The organism is Rothia sp. 27098_8_29 (assembly GCF_041432785.1).
GTDB classification, from domain to species: Bacteria; Actinomycetota; Actinomycetes; order Actinomycetales; family Micrococcaceae; genus Rothia; species Rothia mucilaginosa.
Genome location: NZ_JAPWAI010000001.1, coordinates 592,403 through 611,410 on the forward strand (window position 1 = coordinate 592,403; position 19,008 = coordinate 611,410).

The 19,008-nt window shown below is 62.0% G+C and carries 14 protein-coding genes; 13 read left to right on the forward strand and 1 reads right to left on the reverse strand.

Annotation, left to right across the window (positions count from 1 at the left end):
• Window positions 1-2: 2 nt before the first annotated feature.
• Entirely contained in the window at window positions 3-596 is a 594-nt protein-coding gene (gene leuD / locus O3649_RS02385) for a 3-isopropylmalate dehydratase small subunit (RefSeq protein WP_005505627.1), read from the forward strand.
• A gap of 146 nt (window positions 597-742) precedes the next feature.
• On the opposite strand, the gene O3649_RS02390 is transcribed toward leuD, so the two are convergent.
• Window positions 743-2,194 (reverse strand): transcriptional initiation protein Tat, encoded by a 1,452-nt coding sequence (locus tag O3649_RS02390; protein ID WP_371572585.1) that lies wholly within the window; start codon window positions 2,192-2,194, stop codon window positions 743-745.
• A 698-nt stretch (window positions 2,195-2,892) separates the two neighbouring features.
• On the opposite strand from O3649_RS02390, the gene murA reads away from it, so the two are divergent.
• The 12 genes from murA (at window position 2,893) to rpmF (ending at window position 19,000) form a co-directional block, all read left to right on the forward strand.
• Window positions 2,893-4,326 carry a UDP-N-acetylglucosamine 1-carboxyvinyltransferase gene (murA, locus tag O3649_RS02395; protein WP_005505632.1) on the forward strand — a complete coding sequence of 478 codons (1,434 nt, stop codon included), beginning with the start codon at window positions 2,893-2,895 and terminating at the stop codon, window positions 4,324-4,326.
• The gene (locus O3649_RS02400; RefSeq protein WP_070687591.1) at window positions 4,326-5,183 is read left to right on the forward strand and encodes a 1-acyl-sn-glycerol-3-phosphate acyltransferase; all 858 of its coding nucleotides are present in this window, start codon (window positions 4,326-4,328) and stop codon (window positions 5,181-5,183) included. Before murA ends, O3649_RS02400 begins: the two co-directional genes overlap by 1 nt.
• 111 nt (window positions 5,184-5,294) lie before the next feature.
• Entirely contained in the window at window positions 5,295-6,413 is a 1,119-nt protein-coding gene (locus O3649_RS02405; RefSeq protein ID WP_371572587.1) for an NAD(P)H-dependent glycerol-3-phosphate dehydrogenase, read from the forward strand.
• 226 nt (window positions 6,414-6,639) lie between these two features.
• Window positions 6,640-7,758: a D-alanine--D-alanine ligase family protein gene (locus O3649_RS02410; RefSeq protein WP_371572589.1), complete on the forward strand. Its 1,119-nt coding sequence runs from the start codon at window positions 6,640-6,642 to the stop codon at window positions 7,756-7,758.
• A 605-nt stretch (window positions 7,759-8,363) separates the two neighbouring features.
• Complete coding sequence (locus tag O3649_RS02415) at window positions 8,364-10,052, forward strand: PT domain-containing protein (protein ID WP_371572591.1); 1,689 nt, start codon at window positions 8,364-8,366, stop codon at window positions 10,050-10,052.
• 78 nt (window positions 10,053-10,130) lie between these two features.
• A complete protein-coding gene (locus tag O3649_RS02420) occupies window positions 10,131-11,483 on the forward strand; it encodes a thiamine-monophosphate kinase (protein WP_371572593.1) in 1,353 nt (450 codons plus the stop codon).
• Window positions 11,484-11,727: 244 nt separating this feature from the next.
• A complete protein-coding gene (locus O3649_RS02425) occupies window positions 11,728-12,984 on the forward strand; it encodes a Dak phosphatase (protein ID WP_049359363.1) in 1,257 nt (418 codons plus the stop codon).
• On the forward strand, window positions 12,981-16,562 hold the full coding sequence (locus O3649_RS02430; RefSeq protein WP_371572594.1) for a helicase-related protein: 3,582 nt from the start codon (window positions 12,981-12,983) through the stop codon (window positions 16,560-16,562). Before O3649_RS02425 ends, O3649_RS02430 begins: the two co-directional genes overlap by 4 nt.
• 109 nt (window positions 16,563-16,671) lie before the next feature.
• On the forward strand, window positions 16,672-17,313 hold the full coding sequence (rsmD, locus tag O3649_RS02435; RefSeq protein WP_371572596.1) for a 16S rRNA (guanine(966)-N(2))-methyltransferase RsmD: 642 nt from the start codon (window positions 16,672-16,674) through the stop codon (window positions 17,311-17,313).
• 121 nt (window positions 17,314-17,434) lie between these two features.
• Window positions 17,435-17,911, forward strand: a complete 477-nt coding sequence (gene coaD / locus O3649_RS02440; RefSeq protein WP_368867123.1) for a pantetheine-phosphate adenylyltransferase — start codon at window positions 17,435-17,437, stop codon at window positions 17,909-17,911.
• A gap of 246 nt (window positions 17,912-18,157) precedes the next feature.
• Window positions 18,158-18,766, forward strand: a complete 609-nt coding sequence (locus O3649_RS02445) for a DUF177 domain-containing protein (RefSeq protein ID WP_049337938.1) — start codon at window positions 18,158-18,160, stop codon at window positions 18,764-18,766.
• 30 nt (window positions 18,767-18,796) lie between these two features.
• Window positions 18,797-19,000, forward strand: a complete 204-nt coding sequence (gene rpmF / locus O3649_RS02450) for a 50S ribosomal protein L32 (protein WP_005505656.1) — start codon at window positions 18,797-18,799, stop codon at window positions 18,998-19,000.
• Window positions 19,001-19,008: the final 8 nt, after the last annotated feature.

The window sequence follows — 19,008 nt, forward strand, 5'->3', positions numbered from 1 at the left end:
TTATGGAACCCATTATTAAGCACACCGGCATTGGCGTGCCGCTGCGTTCTTCGAATGTTGACACCGACCAGATTATTCCCGCCGTCTACCTCAAGCGAGTGACCAAGACCGGCTTCGACGACGCCCTCTTCGCTAACTGGCGTAAGGACCCCGAGTTCATCCTGAACCAGGAGCCCTACAAGCACGGTAGCGTGCTGGTCGCGGGCCCGGACTTCGGTACCGGTTCTTCCCGTGAGCACGCCGTGTGGGCGCTGCGCGACTACGGTTTCAAGGTCGTTATCTCCGCTCGTTTTGCCGATATTTTCCGCGGCAACTCGGGCAAGCAGGGCCTGGTTACCGCGCAGGTTGCACAGGACGATATCGAGCTGATCTGGAAGGCGCTGGAGCACGAGCCCGGCACCGAAATCACTGTTGACCTGGAGTCCAAGACCGTAACCGTGGGTGCGCTGGTCGTTCCCTTCGAGATTGACGACTACGTGCGTTGGCGCCTCATGGAGGGTCTGGACGATATTGGTCTGACCCTGCAGAACCTCGAGGCTATTGAGGCGTACGAGGCGAAGCGCCCCTCCTGGATGCCCCGTACTCAGGAACTCTAAGCCGAGAGCTCTAAAACCTAGAGATATAAAGCTCGAAGGCGGCGACTGAAACAGTTGCCGCCTTCGAGCTTTTCTGTACCCAAAAACCTGGCACACATATGAATGCGCCTCCCCGGAACTTCTGGGGAGGCGCATTCATTGACTATCTAGAGCGCGCCCTCAGTGATGGGGGTGTTCAGGGTTGCGTTCTCGGTGCAGCTGTACAGCGCCGCAGAACCGGGGGAGCGCACGCCCGCGGTCGGGTTCGCGTTCTGCGCAGTGGCAAGTGCGAAGTCAGAAACCACTTCGTGGTTAATGTAGCTGCCGCCTGCGCCACCGCCACTGCTCAGGGAGCTGAGCGAGTAGATGTTGCCCTCGTTCTCGAACTGCACCTGGCGGCCGAAAACGCTCTCGCGGTACGCACCGATGGTCCAGATGTTCAGGCCTGCGCCGCCGCCGCCGTAGCCAGCGCCTCCGCCGGATGCTACGGAAGTGAGAGAAAGCTTGCCGTGGGTGCGGGAGAGCAGGGCGCCTGAACCGCCCTTGCCGCGGTAGGAGCCGGTTGCGTCGGCGCCGCCGGTGCCCTTCTCGCCCTCGACCACGGAGTCACCCTCGTACATGTAGTAGCGAGGGAAGTCGTAGGTTTCGAACCATGGGTCGGACATGGGCATGAGCTTCAGCTCGTTATTCTCGTCGAGAACGCCGACCAGCGCCTCACCGAGGGTACCCGCCACGCCGGAGCGGCCAGCGGTACCGCCGGTGACCATGAAGCGCATGTCGAGGGTCTTGTCGTCCTCGTCGAGGGGCTTGAACTCCTGGTAGGGGCTTGCCATGAGCATGCCACCCTGACCGGTGTTGTCGGTGCCCAGGTCGCCGCCTGCGCTACCGCCTGCGGTGGTGGATGCGTCACGGCCGTCCAGCGCTACGCGCAGTGCCGGGTTCAGCTGGTCCTTGGGCTGAGTATCGAAGACGCCCTGGTGGGTGGTGAGGGTGCCGAGCTGTGCGCCGCCACCACCGGCACCTGCGACAGCAACAATGGTGACTGCGCCGTCGCGAACGAGTTCGACCGCGGAGGAACCGCCGCCGGACGCGCCGTACACGTAGCCGCTATCAGTGCCCACTACCTGCGCGCTACCGGTTGCTTTGCTGGAGCCGGTGGAGTCGCCGCCTGCCGCGTAGCCTTCGCCGCCGAGTGCGGGCTGTGCGCCGGATGCGGAGCCGACGCCACCGTTACCCGCCCAGACGCGCAGGATGTCGCCGGACTTAACCGTCAGAACGCCGCTGAGCTGTGCACCGGCACCGCCGCCAGCCAGGGCCGCGTTCGTGACGTCGGTCAGGTATTGGGGAGTGAAGGAAGATGCAGCACCGCCGGCACCTCCCACGAGGTCGAATCGTACTCGTCCAACGCCTTCAGGGACGAGCCATTCGGTGTATGCACCAGCCTTGTCGTCGTAGCCGGTTGCGGTCGGCTTGAGGGTCAGAGCGGGGGAGCAGGTGGGCTCGCCGCTTGCCGCCCATGCGGGGACGGTTGCGCTGGCGAGGATAACGGGGGCGCTCCATGCCGCGCCCTGTACGAGGCGACGGCGTGAAAAGCGTGATGCAGTGTTGTGATGTGTCATATTTGGGGTCCTCCGGTAGTTCGCGGATGCAGCCGCGAAGTGACCTGTGGTTGGTTGCGATACGCCGTGGTTTTTAGTTGACTTTCGAATATTTACGGTGATGTTGAAGTGAATTTTTGAAGTTGAAGTGAAGCAGGAAGCCGAACCGTTTTAGTTGGGCGTTATCGCAAGGTTGTATGCAGTGAATGCACGCCCGTTCCCTGCCGTGAGGCTCCGTACTGCATGGAGTGACGGCAATGCCGGCGCCGATGCCGCAGTTGAGAGCTGGTTGGTTTCTCCTTGAGAGTGGAGGCACCGCTCAGCGGTCACGAGTGTGCACGCTATTGTAGGGGCGAGGTTGCTCTCAAGTTCAAATTTGTGCGTCAAAAAGAAGAAGCTAACGTCAAATTTTGGCGAAGAACCAGAAAATGTTTGCATTAGTGTGAATATTTGTGTATCTTTTTGTCTTTTCCAGCTCTGATTCTGAGGAGGGGTCAGAGCGGTTTTTCACATACACAACAGAGCAAAATCTCAGTCACGAGTTCCAAAGGTTCTTCAGTGTTTGGAGCACCTTTACGCAGGGCTTAGAATAATGATGAATATATGCGCCCGTTTCGCCCTGCTACCGGCAAGGGTGCGGCACGACAGAACACGGCGCATCGGCACACTGTTAAAGTTAAAGTTCGGCCTAAACCAGCCGACTCCACAAAGGATTTTTAATGACTGAGAACATCAGCAAGCTTCGCATTGAAGGTGGCACTCCGCTCGTTGGTGAGGTTCACGTTCGAGGCGCCAAGAACCTGGTGCCCAAGGCGATGGTCGCAGCACTGCACGGTTCGACCCCCTCGACCCTGCGTAACGTTCCCGACCTGAGTGATGTCGAAATCGTTACCACCCTCGTGGAGCTGCACGGTGCAAAGGTCGACTACGACCGCGAAGCTGGTGTTCTGACCCTCAACCCCGCACAGGATGCAACCACCGCCGCAAAGAACGCAGAGGAGATTCAGCTCTTCGGTGGTAATTCCCGCATCCCGATTCTGATGGTGGGCCCGCTGCTACACACCCTCGGTACCGCACGCATCCCCAACCTGGGTGGTTGCAAGATCGGTGACCGCCCCATCGACTACCACATGTCTGCACTGCGCAAGTTCGGCGCAGTCGTTGAGAAGGACGACGAAACCGGCACCACCCTGATTGTTCCCGAAGAGGGTCTGAAGGGTGCAGAGATTGTGCTGAACTACCCCTCCGTGGGTGCTACCGAGCAGGTTCTGCTCACCGGTGTGCGTGCTAAGGGTAAGACCATCCTGCGCAACGCTGCGATTGAGCCCGAAATTATTGACCTGATTGCTGTTCTGCAGAAGATGGGCGCGATCATCTTCATCAACGAGGACCGCACCATCGTCATTGAGGGCGTGGACGAGCTGACCGGCTACGATCACGCGTCCCTGCCCGACCGTAACGAGTCCGCTTCTTGGGCTTCTGCGGCGCTGGCTACCGGTGGCGACATTTTCGTGCGCGGTGCAGCTCAGAAGGACATGACTGCGTTCCTAAACCAGTTCCGTAAGATGGGCGGCCTGTACGAGGTGACCGCTGATGGTATTCGCTTCACCCACCCGGCTCAGCGCACCCCCGGTGCAGAGCTGAAGCCCATCGTTTTTGAGACCAACGTGCACCCCGGCTTCATGACCGACTGGCAGCAGCCCCTCGTGGTGGCGCTGACCCAGGCTAAGGGCGCGTCCATCGTGCACGAGACCGTGTACGAGGAGCGTTTCGGCTTCACCAACGCCCTGAAGCAGATGGGCGCAGATATCGTTGTTATGCGCGATTGCGTGGGCGGCGCACCCTGCCGTTTTGAGGGTAAGGGCTACGGCCACTCCGCTATTATTTCTGGCCCCACCCCGCTGACCGGCGCTGATATTGAGGTTCCGGATCTGCGCGGCGGCTTCTCCCACATCATTGCTGCGCTGGCTGCTAAGGGCACCTCTCACGTGAGCGGTGTTGAGCTGATTGCTCGCGGCTACGAGAACTTCGAGGAGAAGCTCAAGGGCCTGGGTGCCAACTTTGAGGTGCTGGCACGCAAGGCGTCGAAGGCTCCCAAGCCCGATGCAGCAATCGTCGTTGTTGAGCCCGAGGAAGTTGAGGTTCAGGGTTAATGAGCGGACAGCAGGGAAAGCAAGCGCTGCCGGAGATTGAGCCCACCGCTTACGGTGACGCTCTGTACAAGGTGCTCGGTAACGCCGCACGCGGGCTGTACAAGCTCATGGCGCGCGTTGAGATTACCGGCCGCGAGAATCTGCCTTCCAGCGGCGGGTACATTATCGTGGCTAACCACACCACCGAGCTTGATCCGGTGACCGTGGCTTTCCCTGCTTTCGTTGAGGGCGCCCTGCCGCGTTTCTTGGCGAAGGATTCGCTGTTCCGTGCTCCCGTGCTCGGCTACATTATGCGCAAGCTCGCGCATATTCCTGTGGTTCGCGGTTCGGTGGATGCGCGTAAGTCCCTGATTACTGCCCGCAAGATTGTTGAGGCTGGCGGTGCCGTCGTGATTTTCCCGGAGGGCACCACTACCCACGATCCGCAGCTGTGGCCCATGCAGGCGCGTACCGGTGCGGCTCGTCTGGCTCTTGCGACTGGTGCACCCGTCTACCCGGTGGCGCACTGGGGTGACGAGCAGATTCTCGGTTACGTGGATGAGGCTAGCGAGGACGGCCGCATCAAGGAGAAGCGTAAGATTTCGCTGTTCCCGCGCAAGACCGTGCGAGTGCAGGTTGGTAAGGCGCTGGATATCGCCTCCCTTGTTGAGGACGCCAGCCCCGAAGCTAAGCACACCCGCACCGAACTGGGCGTGGTCACCGACGCCATGCTGGACGCTATTACCGCCGAGCTGGAGAAGATCCGCGGCGAGAAGGCTCCTGAGGGTCGTTGGAACCCCCGCACGAAGCGTCGTGAAGCCCCCGGTACCCCCTCGGGTCCGGTTGGTGGTGCGCTCGGCGAACCGGACGAAAAGTAGCATCCCAGCTGGGAAAATCGTAGAGGCCCTGACAGAAGCCGCGGCTATTTGCTGAGGCGCCTGTCAGGGACTCGCACAATAACCTCGCAAGGAAGAGAGGCAGGTGTTTTCGTGACCTTCTTTGGACGCACCCCCGCAGCAAGCCCTGAATTTACCCCTCCGGCAACCGTACAGTCTATTGCGGTGCTCGGTGCCGGTAGCTGGGGCACCGCTTTCGCTAAGATCGCGGCGGACGCTGCCCGCGAGCGCGGCGATGACACCCGCGTGACCCTCATCGGTCGTGATGAGCAGGTGATGGCTGAATGCGAGCGCACCCGCGAGAATGCCCGCTATTTTCCGGGAATGAAGCTGCCGGATAACATGCACTTCACGGCGGATGCCCCCGCGGCGCTTGCCGGTGCGGATATTGTGGTTCTTGCCCTGCCCGCGCAGGTTCTGCGTTCGCAGTTGCAGAGCTTCGCCCGCTATATTGAGCCGAACGCCATGCTGGTGTCTTTGGCGAAGGGTTTGGAGACCGGTACGGGTCTGCGCATGTCGCAGGTCATTACCGAGGAACTGGAAGAATCCATGGCTCTGCGCGGTGCTGATCTGCGCGCGATTGGCCATATTCCGCACCGCGTGTGCGTGCTGTCGGGCCCGAACCTGGCGAAGGAAATCATGGGGGAGGAGCCTACCGCCTCCGTGGTTGCGGCTCGTACCCTGCCGGTGGCTGAGGCTGTTGCTCACGCGATTGCGTGCGGTTACTTCCGCCCGTACACCAACACGGATGTGGTGGGTACTGAAATTGGTGGCCTGGTGAAGAACGTGATTGCCCTTTGCGTGGGTATTTGCGAAGGCCGCAATTATGGCGATAACTCGAAGGCGTCCATTATGACGCGCGGTCTGGCGGAGATTACCCGCCTGGCGGTGGCGTTGGGCGGCGAGGCTGCGACGATGAGCGGTCTTGCCGGTATGGGCGACTTGATTGCGACCTGCTCTTCGCCGCTGTCTCGTAACCACACGGCGGGCCGCCTGCTGGCTCAGGGTGTTACCCCTGACCGCCTGCACGAGCATATGAGCCAGACTGCCGAGTCGATTAAGTCGGCTCCCGTGGTGGCTGAGTTGGCTCGCCGTCACGGCGTGGAGATGCCCATCGTGGAGGCTGTGGTGGCGGTGCTTTCGGGTCGCATTGGCATTGAGGACTTGGCGCCTCAGCTACTGGGTCGCCGCCTCAAGCATGAGAGCCACTAGATTTTGAAGCTTTCTGGTGTGCTGGCACCCCTTGATTCGGGTTATGTGCCAGGACATACTAGAAGAAGATTGAATGTAAACATCCAAGGACGGATACCGTTGCGGAAGACCGGTGCGTGAGAAACGCATCAGTGACCGCGACGGTATTCGTGCGTTAGGATTATTGACGCATTGCCGTTCCACCTTCCGGACCTGAGGGTAGGGGAACATTGACTAGGAGAAATATATGACCGAGAAGAAGACCGTCGCCCTGCTGTGCGGTGGCCGCTCCTCCGAGCACCCCATTTCGCTCATTACCGCCGCTGGCGTGCTGAGCGCCATTGACCGCACCGCCTACGAGGTCATCACTATCGGCATTACCCGTGACGGCCGCTGGTATCTGACTGACGAGCAGGAGCTCGCCGACCTGACTGCTGGCACTCGCGGTACCGCAGAGTTCCCCGAGGGTACCCAGCAGGTGTTCCTGCCGATGGGCGCCGGCGATTCCCGCCTGACCCTGGTGGATGCTGAGGGTAACGTTACCCGCACCGCACCGGTGGACGTTGTGTTCCCGCTGCTGCACGGCCCCTTCGGTGAGGACGGCACCGTGCAGGGTCTGCTGGAAATGGCTGACCTGCACTATGTGGGTTGCGGCGTGACCGCATCCGCTGTGGGTATGGATAAGCACTTCATGAAGGTTGCTTTTGAGTCTGCTGGCCTGGAGGTCGGCCCCTACGAGGTTGTCACCAACCGTCAGTGGGAGCACGAGGACCGCGAGCAGATTCTGGAGCGCGTGCTGAAGCTGGGCTTCCCCATGTTCGTGAAGCCGACCCGCGCAGGTTCTTCCTTCGGTATTACCAAGGTGGATTCGGTGGAGGAGCTCGTGCCCGCGATTGAAGAGGCACGCCGCCACGACCCGAAGATCATTATTGAGGCGGGTATTGTGGGCCGCGAAATCGAGTGCGCTGTGCTCGATGGCCACCACGGCGAGATGCCGCGCGCATCCTACCCCGGCGAGATCGAGGTTGTGGATCAGGACCACGGCTTCTACGACTTTGAGGCGAAGTACGTTTCTGAGTCTTCCGCTGTGACCGTGTGCCCGGCGAACCTGCCGCAGGATGTGCAGGAGCGCCTGCGCGAGCTGGCTGTGAAGGCATTCCTGGCGCTGGACGGCGAGGGCCTGTCCCGTGCAGACTTCTTCTACACCGAGGACGGTCGCCTGGTCATCAACGAGGTGAACACCATGCCCGGCTTCACCCCGATTTCGATGTACAAGACCATGTGGGAGAACACCGGTATCTCTTACACTGACCTGATTAGCGAACTGCTGACCCTGGCGATGGAACGACCCCTGGGTCTGCGCTAGTTCTTGGGCGCGCCGTCGTTTTGACTGCGCTCAGTTATTGAATACGTAACGGCGGGGGAGTAGCCCCTGTTGTAAGGCGCCTCGGTACGGATTCTTGAGGGATTCGCGCCGAGGCGCTTTTTGCGCGGTGGGCAAGTTACTGCCTTTGTGGGAAGGGTAATTGGTACGTATTAGCCTCTAAATCTTGATGAGAATCGCTCGAATTTCACCCATGAGAAAAATCACTCACACTCGCCTCGAGGCTGCTTGGATAGTGGAGTGCAAGTTTTAAAGTGGTATTGATAAGGCAAAACGTAATTCTGCTCATAAGTGCATGAAATGATGCTTCTAGGTAACGAAAAGATGTTGTTGATGGTCGTTGCACATCTTGAAGCTCAAAGATTGGTATGAAAGCGCTAAAATGAGTAATGAAGAAAAAGTCGATTCGGTAGAATAGATGAAGGCATATCCAATCTGCCCTAGCGATTGGGTATCTATTCACTCACAACGTATTAGAAAGTCAAGGACAACCTTTGGGAAAACGAAACCGTAAGGTGGTCTCTGCGAGTCTGGCGACAGCACTGGTTGCTTCCGGAAGTCCATACGTAGCCTCATTTGCTCAAGATGTGCAGGAGGCAGCGTCACAGCTTCCGCCGAACCCTGTCGGCACCGCAAGCCAAACCCTGGACCCCGCCGCGGCCGCGGCATCTTCCTCTCAGGCGGCAGTACCCACGCTCGCAACCGTGAGCGCATGGCCCACCGCTCAGGGAGATAAACAGGGGGACAATAAGACTGACAACGCGCAGGCAGAGCCCACCGCTCAGCCTAGCGCTTCTTCGAGCGCTCAGCCCACCGCTAGTGCTGAGCCTTCTGCAAGTGCTACGCCCAGCCCGGATGCGACTCCTACCCCGAACGCTACCGCGCAGCCCACTGCCGAGCCCACCGCTTCTGCGAGTGCTACCGCAACCCCGAGTGCTACGGCGAGTCCTAGCGTAGAGCCCTCTAAGGATGCGACCGCTGAACCTACCGCTACGCCGACCGTAGCTCCTAGCGCAAGTGCCGAACCGAGTGTTGCTCCTACCGCAACTCCGACGGCTGAGCCGACTGTAGCTCCGACTGCGGAGCCTACGGTCCAGCCGACGGCAGAACCTACTGTTGCTCCCACTCCGGAACCGACCGTTGCGCCTACTGTGGAGCCCACCGCAGAACCCACCAAGGATGCAACTCCTGAGCCTACTCAGGATCCGACTCCTGAGCCTACGGTAGAGCCTACCCCTGAACCTACTCCCGAGCCGACGAAGGATGTAACTCCCGAGCCGACCCCGGAGCCTACTCAGGATCCGACTCCCGAACCGAATCCGGAGCCCACTCCGGAACCGACCCCCGAACCGAATCCGGAGCCCACTCCTGAACCTACTCCCGAGCCGACGAAGGACGTAACTCCCGAACCGACCCCGGAGCCGACCCAGGACCCCGCTCCGGAACCGAATCCGGTGCCCGCTCCTGAACCGACCAAGGACGTAACTCCCGAGCCGACTCAGGAACCGACTGAGGCACCCACCCAGGATCCTTCTCAGGTTCCGGTAGTCCCGGCCCCGGTTCAGGATCCGACTAACGAGCCGACCAAGGATGCGGTTATCCCCGTGATTCCGGTAGCTCCCGTAGCTCCGGTAGAGGATAACAAGGACAGCTCGGACTCCAAGTCGGTTACCCCGATTGAGACCGAACCTGTTGCTCCGATTCCTCCGGCGAACAACCCGGTGACCACCCCCGGCACCCGTAAGGAAATCTCTGGGGAAGATGTCGTCATCTCTATTGAGCTTCCGCGACCGGGCAGCTCCTCTGACTCCTCAAGTTCCTCTTCGGGATCTTCGAGCTCTTCACCGAGCAAGGCACCGAGCGACAGGCTTGATGGCGACGATGACGATCCGTTGCGTTCTGGCGGCACCACCCTCGGACGAATCGCAGCCAATAACGGCTCGAATGACTCCATCCCCGGTGCGGCAGACTGGGTTGCTGGATACCTCTCGCGTAATAAGACCGACGAGGACCACTCCCATGAGGCAAGCCCCTCGAGCTCCTCAAGCTCGGTATCGGCTTCGAAATCGCCTAGCTCCTCCACCTCGGCTAGCGCCAGCCGCTCCGCAAAGAGCGTGGCAAAGGCTGACGGCGCGAATGCCGCCCAGGAGCAGGCCGTGAAGAATGCGGACGCGGACGATTCCGGACTTTCCGGTATTGCACCGCTGATTCTCTTCTCGCTCATCGGTCTGGTGCTGATTGCTCTGGCAATCCGCTACTTCAGCCGCGGAGCATAAGGCGAACATAACGCGTAAGAATACGCGATAATAGAGGATGTGAATCCTCAGACTTTTAGCGAAACGCGGGACAACCCCATGCGAGAGACACCTCTCTCAAAGCTGGGGGAGTCCCGCGTTCTGCGCGCTTTCATGCCGATTATCAACGCCCACAACGAGCAGGTTGCCGCAGCGGCACGCCAGGCGGGGCGCATCGAACCCCTCGAGGTGGGCCCCGGTGACGACTGTGCCGTCCTCGCCGAGCCCGCGCCCGGTCAGCGTACCGTGGTCACCACCGACACTCTCGTTGAGGACCAAGACTTCATGAACCTGTGGCCCGGTGGTATCGCACGGGCGGGTGAGGCCGGTGAGTTCATTCTGGACCCCGCCCGCAGTAGCGGCTACGATGTGGGGCGCAAAGCCGCGACCCAGAACCTCGCCGACGTTGCCGCCATGGGTGCGCGCCCGGCGAGTCTCTTCATCTCACTGAGCCTGCCCGGTAGCACTCCTTACGGCTGGATTGACGGCTTCGCCCACGGCATTGTGGACGGAATCAACGCCTGCGGAGCCACCGAATGTGTGATTGGCGGCGGCGATATTGGCGACTCCACCGAAATGTCGGTGACCGTCACCGCCCTCGGCTACACGGACCGCGCCGTGCTGCGCTCCGGTGCACGCCCCGGCGACACTATCGCCCTGGCGGGGCGTACCGCCTGGTCCGATGCCGGTCTGCGCCTGCTGCTCAACCCGCTCTCCCTGCCCGCCACGGCACTACTGCGCGCCATCGCCGCAGGTCAGGATGCTGAGGCGATGGCGGGGGCGGTAGCTCAGGCGTGGGCTCAGAAGCAGGCTGAAAAGTCGGGTGAAGACTCAGCCGCTCTTCCTGAAGGACTCATCGAGCTAGCCCTCACCCTCACCCCCGAAGACGCCGCGCATATGCTCGCGGTCTGCGAGCGTGCCGTCGACTCGCAGCACCACCCGGTCAGCCCCATCCCCGCCGGTGAAGTGGCACGCCAGCATAGGGCGAGCTCCATGCTGGATCTTTCCGACGGGCTCGTCAAGGATGCTGGACGAGTTGCCGCCGCATCCGGGGTGCAGATGCGCCTCGACCGCGCCGCCGTGGATGCGTTTGCCGAGCCGCTGCTGCCCCTGGCGCGCCTGCTGTTGGTGATTGGTGAGCGTAACGAGGTGGGGGAGAGTCCCGCATCCCTGGCGCGTACCTTTGTGCTGGTTGGCGGAGAAGATCACGGCCTGCTGGCGACCTTCCCCGGCGATGTGCCCGAAGAATTTGTGCCCCTGGGAACCTGTGTTGCGGATGCCCCGGAGCGCGGGCTGAGCGCCGAGCTCTACGGTTCCGAGCGCCGCCATGATACGGTGACCGGCGCCGCGGTGGTGATGGACGGCCGCTCCCTGGACGGCATGGGCTGGGAGCACTACGGGGCTTCCGCATAGGAGTTCCATCGAGTGCCGCGAGGTGCGTGCGGTTTGTAAGTTTAGTCCGGGCTTTCATCCTCCGTGCTTTCATCCCGCGGGATAGATGACCGGCAATACCGTACATTTAACCGAAATTACCTAGAATAGAAGTACGAAACAGGTTAGATTCAGCCCGTGCTGCGGGCAGTGCAGAGCATCGAGAACTAGCTGAGAATTCAGCCGAGAACCACGCGAAACTGACGAAACCGACGAGGAGGGTAGCGTGAACGCAGAACAGAACCAGCGCACCGAAGAGCGCGAGATTTACCGCCGCGCCTGCGTGCGCGCCTACCGCTTCGGCGTAGCGTGGTCCACCGCCGCCCGCACCACCATCGAACGCTACCGCGAGGCGCTCAATGAGCTCAACGGGTTCCCCGTGCCCGATAAGGATACAGGCTCCAATATTGCCCACACCCTGCTGACCCTGACCGAGGAGTTTGAGCGGGGCATGGAGCAGGTTCTGCCCGGTGAAATTCTTTCTAGTGAGGTTCTTCCCGCGGGCGAAATTCTTGGCGGGGAGGGCACCTCTGACGAGGAAACCCTCGCCCACCTGTGGATTCAGTTGGGTGGAATCTACGAGCACGCGATTATGCGCGCATCCCGTGTGGCACGCGGCAACTCGGGTACCCTGCTCTGCGCCTGGGCGCTGGAGGCGGTGCGTAGCTACTGGTTCCTGCCCGGAAACCTCGCTCGGGAGCTTGGCGACGCAGCCGATGAGCTGCCGCTCGTGCGCGCCCTGGAAGCAGACTACGAGCGTGTGCTGGCTGGCGGTTCCCTGCCGAAGCACCGCGAAGTGAAGCTGGAGTACGCCCACGCGGAGGCGCGCGCGATGGCGTTCGCGGCTGAGCGTATTCGCGCCAGCGTGGGGGAGCAGATGGTGCCCTCCACGATGCTGTCGGTCATGGTGGAGCTCGCCCGCCTGGACGCGCACTATGATACGGATGCCGCTGACGAGGTGCTCAAAGAGCGTCGACGTGCGCTGATGCGTGCCGCTCTGGAACGTACCGCGCAGTTCCCGCCCTCACCCGAGCTTGCAGGTTTCGTGGATGCTGGCGCGCTCGGCTTCTACCTTGCCGTGGTGCACTCCAACCCGCGTTGGGAGGGCGCGATCCTGAACGAGGCGCAGGTGGAGTCCATGCTGCGTGCGCCCTCTGCCGGTGTGGCTTCTGCGGTAGGTTCTGAACCTGCCGAGCACGCAGAAGGTGAGGGGCAGAGTGGCTGGGAGCTCATGGGTACGCTGACCTGCGAGCCCCTCGCCCTGGCGCAGTTGCGCCCCGAACTTGAAGCCATGGGTGACAGTCTGCTCATTACGCCCCTGGACATGGCGGCTGGACTCTGGGCGCTGCACGTGCATGTGCCCGACATCGACCCCGCCCGCGAGCTGATTATGGGCTACGGGCAGTGGGCGGATGAGCGTATTTCCTCCCTGACGGATGGCCACCACGCCGACCACGCGTGCGGTGCGGAGGGCGGCGTATGAGCCCCGCCCGACGTTCCGTGAACCCACAGCAGGAAGCCCTGGATTTGGGGCTTCCCGAGCCTGCGCCCGCTAAGACTAAACCTGCGAAGGCCGAGGCAGCGCAGGGTGAACCCGCAGAGTCAACGGCTGTCGAGCCTACCCGCGCTCAGCGGGGGAAAAAAGCTACGCTTCTACTGAGCGATGAGCAGCTCCGCACCACCGCCGAGCTGACCGTGCGTGATCTTGCCGCCTACGCCCGCGGCGAGGTGAGCCGCGCCGAACTGAGCGAACGCGCGGCACAGCGCGCCAGCGCACCCTACCGTAAGGCGCTCAAGACGCTCAAACATTCGCTGGGCCCCGCCGCGCACACCATGACCGACGACGCTCTCTACGAGCTGGTCGATATTGCGTTGGCGGCGCGGCAGGCAACTCAGGCGGAGGAGCCCGCACGGAAGAAGGCAACCCGCAAGGCACCCGCTCAGAAGAAGACGGTTCAGAAGGCACCTGCCCAGAAAGAACTAGTTCAGAACGAACCGAGCCCGCAGGAGAGTGAAACTGCCGCGCGGGATATTCCGGCGCGCCCGCAAAAGGTAACGAAGGCAAGCGAAGAGGTCGAGCAGGAGCCTGCGCCGAAGAAGAGTGCGCCCGAGATAGAAGCTGAAAAGTCCGCGACCAAAAAGTCTGCACCCAAAAAGGCTGTAGCGAAGAAGACTGCGCCCGCAGAGAAAGCTCCCGCTTCCAAAGCCTCGGTATCGAAAACCGCAGCGCCGAAAACCCCTGCAAAGCCGAAAACTGCGCCGAAGAAGACTGCTCCTGCGAAGAAAACAACCGCTGCGAAGGTTGCGGCTGAGAAGCCCGCATCAGCCGCCGCGGAGGCTAAGAGCCGTGCCCTGGCGCGTTACGCCTCCGAAGACCGCATCGAAAATGCGCCGCTCAAAAAGTACCTGCCCGCACCCAGCGCCAAGGCAATCGCTACACACCTGGACCTGCACACCGTCGGGGAGATGCTCGAATACTTCCCGCGCAAGTACCTGCCGCGCGGTGAGCTCAGCTCCTTCGCCGAACTTGTTGAGGGCCAGGACGTCACCATCATTGCCCGCGTGGTGCACGTGAGCACCCGAACTATGGCGGCGCGCCGCGGCAAAATCACGGAAGTGACCATCACCGACCGGCTTTCCGACGCCACCAGGCAGGATACACCTGCAGGTTTTGGGGCTGCCGGTTTTGGTGCCGCTGGCCTCGGGGCTGGTGGCCCTGTATCCGTGGTGCACGGGCGCGCGAACCGCCCCGGCGCATCCGGTGCATCCAGCGTATCCGGTGCGCCCGCGCAGAGCTGGCAGGCAACCGGGATGCATAACCCGCGCATTAACGCGCTCGCTAACTCCACGCAGACCCCCGCGGTACAGGGCAGGGGAGCCCAGCCCGCCTCCTACAGCGGCTACGCAGATAGCTACGGCCAAGACTCGTTTGGTCAGGATAGTTTCGCGCAGGGAGGCCTCTTTGGCGTGCCCGCGCCCAGCATGACGAACCCCGGTGCGCTCATTGGCTCGCAGATGAAGCTTTCCTTCTTCAACGCCTGGACCGCCGCCCGCGAAATCCGCGAGGGCGAAACCATGATGTTCTCCGGCAGGGTCGGCATCTACCGCGGCGAATACACCCTCACCAACCCGCACTACGCCCTGCTCTCGAAGGACGCCTCCGGCGCGGACGTCACCGACGCCGCCACCGCCCCCGTGCCCGTCTACCGCGCCCCCGTGAAGCTGTCCACCGACCGCATTAGCGGATACATGGCGCAGCTGCTCGAAAAGGTGCCGCTCAAAGAACTTGAAGACCCGGTACCCTACACGATTCGTCGCGCCCGCAAGGTGCCCTCGCTGGAGTGGACGTACCGCGCCCTGCACACCCCCGACTCGGAGGACACCTGGCGTGCCGCGCAGGCGCAGATGCGTTACCGCGAGGCGTTCGTGCTACAGAGCGCGCTCGCCCGCCTGCATTCGGTGCGTGCCGCGCACCTGACCCAGCCGCGCCCCGCCGTGGAGGGCGGCCTCGCCGATCGACTGCTTCAGGTTCTGCCCTATGAGCTGACCGAGGGACAGCAGAAGGTGGGCGCTGAGATTGCCGCGGATTTGTCGAGTGAATCGCCCATGAACCGCCTGCTGCAAGGTGATGTGGGTTCCGGTAAGACCGTGGTGGCTCTGCGCGCCATGCTGCAGGTTGCCGATGCGGGCGGCCAGTCCGCAATGCTCGCCCCGACCGAGGTGCTTGCCGAGCAGCATTTGCGTTCGGTGCTGGACATCCTGGGGGATATGGCGGCGCCCGAAGACTCTGACGCTGATGATTCAGCCGCCGATTCTGCCGAGGGGATCCCCGCGGGGAGCGGGGCGGAACCCGGCCGTGTGCGCGTGCGCCTGCTGACCGCCTCCATGGGCACCCGCGCCAAGCGCAAGGTACTGCAGGAACTCGCCGACGGCACCGCCCAGATTGTGATTGGCACCCACGCCCTGCTTTCCGATGAGGTGAGCTTCCACGATTTGGGTCTGGTCGTCGTGGACGAGCAGCACCGTTTCGGCGTAGAGCAGCGCGACAGCCTGCGCGGCACCGGCGGCGCCCTGCCGCACCGCCTGGTCATGACCGCAACGCCTATTCCTCGTACCGTCGCCATGACCGTGTTCGGTGACCTGGACGTATCCGTGCTCGACACCCTGCCCGCGGGCCGCCAGAAAATCTCAACGCACGTGGTGCCCCTCGCCGAGAAGCCCGCCTGGGCGTCCCGGCTGTGGAGGCGCGCCCGCGAAGAAATTGATGCGGGCCACCAGGTGTACGTTGTCGTACCCAAAATCGGGGAGGACGGCGACAGCCTGGAGGAAGGCGCCGCGTTTTTTGGCGCATCCAGCCTGAACGGTGCTGGAACTGGCGCGGGCGCGGGCAACTCTGCCCAGGGCTATTTCGGTCAGGGCGGTAGCACGAGTAGCGATGGCAAGGTTCAGCTGACCTCGGTCGCCTCAATGTACTCTTACCTGAGTGCTGAGGACGCCCTCGTCGGCGTGCGTATCGGCACCCTGCACGGCCGCATGGACCCGGCGGAGAAGACCGCCGTCATGACCGCTTTCGAGCGCGGAGAAATTGACCTGCTCATCAGCACCACCGTCATTGAGGTGGGCGTGAACGTCCCGAACGCCACGCTCATGATCATCATGGATGCCGACCGCTTCGGCATCTCGGGCCTGCACCAGCTGCGCGGTCGTGTGGGCCGCGGCGGCTACGCGGGCACCTGCCTGCTGGTTACCCGCCAGGAGGAGGGCGGCGTGTCCCGAGAGCGTCTGGATGCGGTCGCCTCCACCACGGACGGCTTTGAGCTTTCCCGCATCGACCTGGCGCAGCGCCGTGAGGGTGATATTCTGGGTGCTGCACAATCGGGCTCGAAGAGTACCCTGCGGTTCTTGCGGGCGCTCGCCGATGCCGACATTATTGAGCGTGCCCGCGAGGATGCCCGCTCGGTGGTGGAGAAGGACCCGACGCTGGCTAAGCACCCGTCGTTGGCGCGTACGATTGACCGCGCTCTGGACGCTGACCGTGAGGCGTTCCTCGGCAGGGGATAAGCGCCCAACGGGGCAGAACGCTCTGCCCGCTCCGCCCATCAACCAGCCTTGCCCACCACTCGCTGAAACCCTGACGTCAACACACCGCACTAGTTAAGAGGAGAGACCTATGAGCCGTATTATTTCCGGTGCTGCCGGAGGCGTTCGCCTTGCCTCGGTTCCGGGGGATAATACTCGCCCCACCACCGACCGGGTGAAGGAATCCCTCTTCTCCAAGCTGGAGAGCTACGACATTATTCGTGGCGCCCGCGTGCTGGACGCTTTCGGCGGCTCGGGTGCGCTGGGTTGCGAGGCGCTCTCGCGCGGTGCCGCCTCCGTGACTCTGCTGGACACATACCCGAAGGCTGTTGCGGTGATCCGCAAGAACGTTGCCGCGGTGGAGAAGGCGATGGGCCGCACCGGTTCTTCTGGCGCTACCGGTTCTGCGGCGCGCGTACAGCAGTCTCAGGCGCTAACCTACGTGAAGTCCGCTTCCGGTCCGTGGGACCTGGTGTTTGTTGACCCGCCCTACGCCATGCCGAATGAGCAGGTCAGTGAGCTGCTGGAGGCGCTCACCCCCAAGCTCGCCGAGGGTGCCGTGGTCGTGGTGGAGCGTTCTTCGCGCGATGCGGAGCCGGTGTGGGGCGAGGGCCTGTACTGTTTTTCGACCCGTCAGCACGGCGAGACGGTTCTCTACTATGTGGAGCCTGACGAGGCGGAGGAGCAGGCGGGCGACGAGTCTGGCGAGGATGCTGAAGAGCTCGCCGCCTAAAATTGCCGCCTGACCTTTCCGCCCGCATCCTGCGCTCGTCCGCATGCCACTAATCCGCATCCTAAATTCGCCCGCATCTACTCATTCCAACGTCTGATATTTATTTCGTGAAGGGACCGCCATGATTGCCCTCTGCCCCGGATCTTTTGACCCCGTGCACCACGGCCACCTGGAAATCATTGCCCGCGCCGCTCAGCTCTTTGACGAGGTGATCGTGGGCGTGGCGCACAATAGCTCCAAGAAGTACCGTTTCTCCCTGGAGGAGCGTGTGCAGCTGGTGCGTGAGTCTCTGCAGGAGCTCGGCATTGAGGGCGTGAGCGTGGAGCCGATTCCGCCGGGCGTGCTGCTTGCCGAGTACGCGGCGGAGCGTGGCGCGAAGGTGCTGGTGAAGGGTCTGCGTTCGGCGACGGACTACAGTTATGAGGCTCCGATGGCGAGCATGAACCGCCACCTGGCGCAGGTTGAGACGGTGTTCTTGGCGGGTGAGGACCGCTACGGTGCGGTGTCGTCCACGATTATTCGTGAGGTGGCGTCGCTGGGTGGTGACGTGACCCCCTTCGTGCCGGAGTCGGTCGCCCGCGCGCTGAAAAACCCCTAGAAAAGCGCCTAGGAAAACGCCTCATCAACCCAGGCGCACACCACCTTGTGCGCACCCATCCGACACGCCCGACATGCCCACCGGCAGGGCCCCGGCAGAATAACTCGCACCGCCAACCGGGTGCTTAACTATCTCTGCAGTACCCCCGACCGTCCGATTAAAAGCCGCGCGGCGCCTCCTTAAGGGGATATTTAAGAGGTGAGCGCCACTTAAAGAGATTTAAAAGGCGCTTAATCTTGATTAACGGTGCGAATGACCCCTAAAATGGGACTTTGGTTTATACATTTCGTAAGGAGAAACGCCATTTCACGTGCAGACGCATCGCCGCTGGTGGTATCGGTTACTAACCTGATTCACCGCCCCGGCACCATGGAAACTCTCGCTGAGGTCCTGCCCGCACCGGCAGACCTGGGTAACACGCTCATCGGCGTGGAAGAGGGTTCGGATATTGACCTCGATATTCGTATGGAGTCTGTTGTTGATGGTATCCTAGTTACCGGCTCCGTCGTTGTGGATGTACACGGCGAGTGTAGCCTCTGCTTGGATCCGATTGATTACGAGATGTCGGCCAATATTCAAGAGCTTTTCGTCTTTGAGAAGGCCCCGGCTGGCGGCCCCGAAGACGAAGTAGATGAGCAGTACGCCGTTGAGGATGATTCCATCGACCTTGAACCGGCTCTGCGGGACGCAGTAATCCTTCAACTGCCGTTCCAGCCTGTTTGTAGGGACACCTGCCAGGGTCTGTGCGCCGATTGCGGTGCGCGCCTGGAGGATGACCCCGGGCATCATCACGAGGTGTTGGATCCGCGCTGGTCGGCCCTGCAGGGCCTGCTCGGTGCAGATACCGAAAACTAAATTGTTGTTACTAGAGATTGTGAGATAGCTGTGGCTGTTCCCAAGCGCAAGATGTCCCGCGCTAACACCCGCGCACGCCGTTCCCAGTGGAAGGCATCCGTGCCCCAGCTGGTTAAGACCGTTGAAAACGGTCGCGTGACCTACAGCCTGCCCCACCAGGCAAAGGTTGTAACCGACGCTGCAGGCAACGCCCTGTTCCTGGAGTACAAGGGCCGTAAGGTTGCAGACGCCTAAGAAGCGGT

Excerpts from the sequence above, each read along its gene's own strand:
- murA (WP_005505632.1), top strand. The coding sequence starts at position 2,893 with ATGACTGAGAACATCAGCAAGCTTCGCATTGAAGGTGGCACTCCGCTC.
- leuD (WP_005505627.1), top strand. The coding sequence starts at position 3 with ATGGAACCCATTATTAAGCACACCGGCATTGGCGTGCCGCTGCGTTCT.
- O3649_RS02430 (WP_371572594.1), top strand. The coding sequence starts at position 12,981 with ATGAGCCCCGCCCGACGTTCCGTGAACCCACAGCAGGAAGCCCTGGAT.
- O3649_RS02410 (WP_371572589.1), top strand. The coding sequence starts at position 6,640 with ATGACCGAGAAGAAGACCGTCGCCCTGCTGTGCGGTGGCCGCTCCTCC.
- rsmD (WP_371572596.1), top strand. The coding sequence starts at position 16,672 with ATGAGCCGTATTATTTCCGGTGCTGCCGGAGGCGTTCGCCTTGCCTCG.
- O3649_RS02400 (WP_070687591.1), top strand. The coding sequence starts at position 4,326 with ATGAGCGGACAGCAGGGAAAGCAAGCGCTGCCGGAGATTGAGCCCACC.
- coaD (WP_368867123.1), top strand. The coding sequence starts at position 17,435 with ATGATTGCCCTCTGCCCCGGATCTTTTGACCCCGTGCACCACGGCCAC.
- O3649_RS02420 (WP_371572593.1), top strand. The coding sequence starts at position 10,131 with ATGCGAGAGACACCTCTCTCAAAGCTGGGGGAGTCCCGCGTTCTGCGC.
- O3649_RS02390 (WP_371572585.1), bottom strand. The coding sequence starts at position 2,194 with ATGACACATCACAACACTGCATCACGCTTTTCACGCCGTCGCCTCGTA.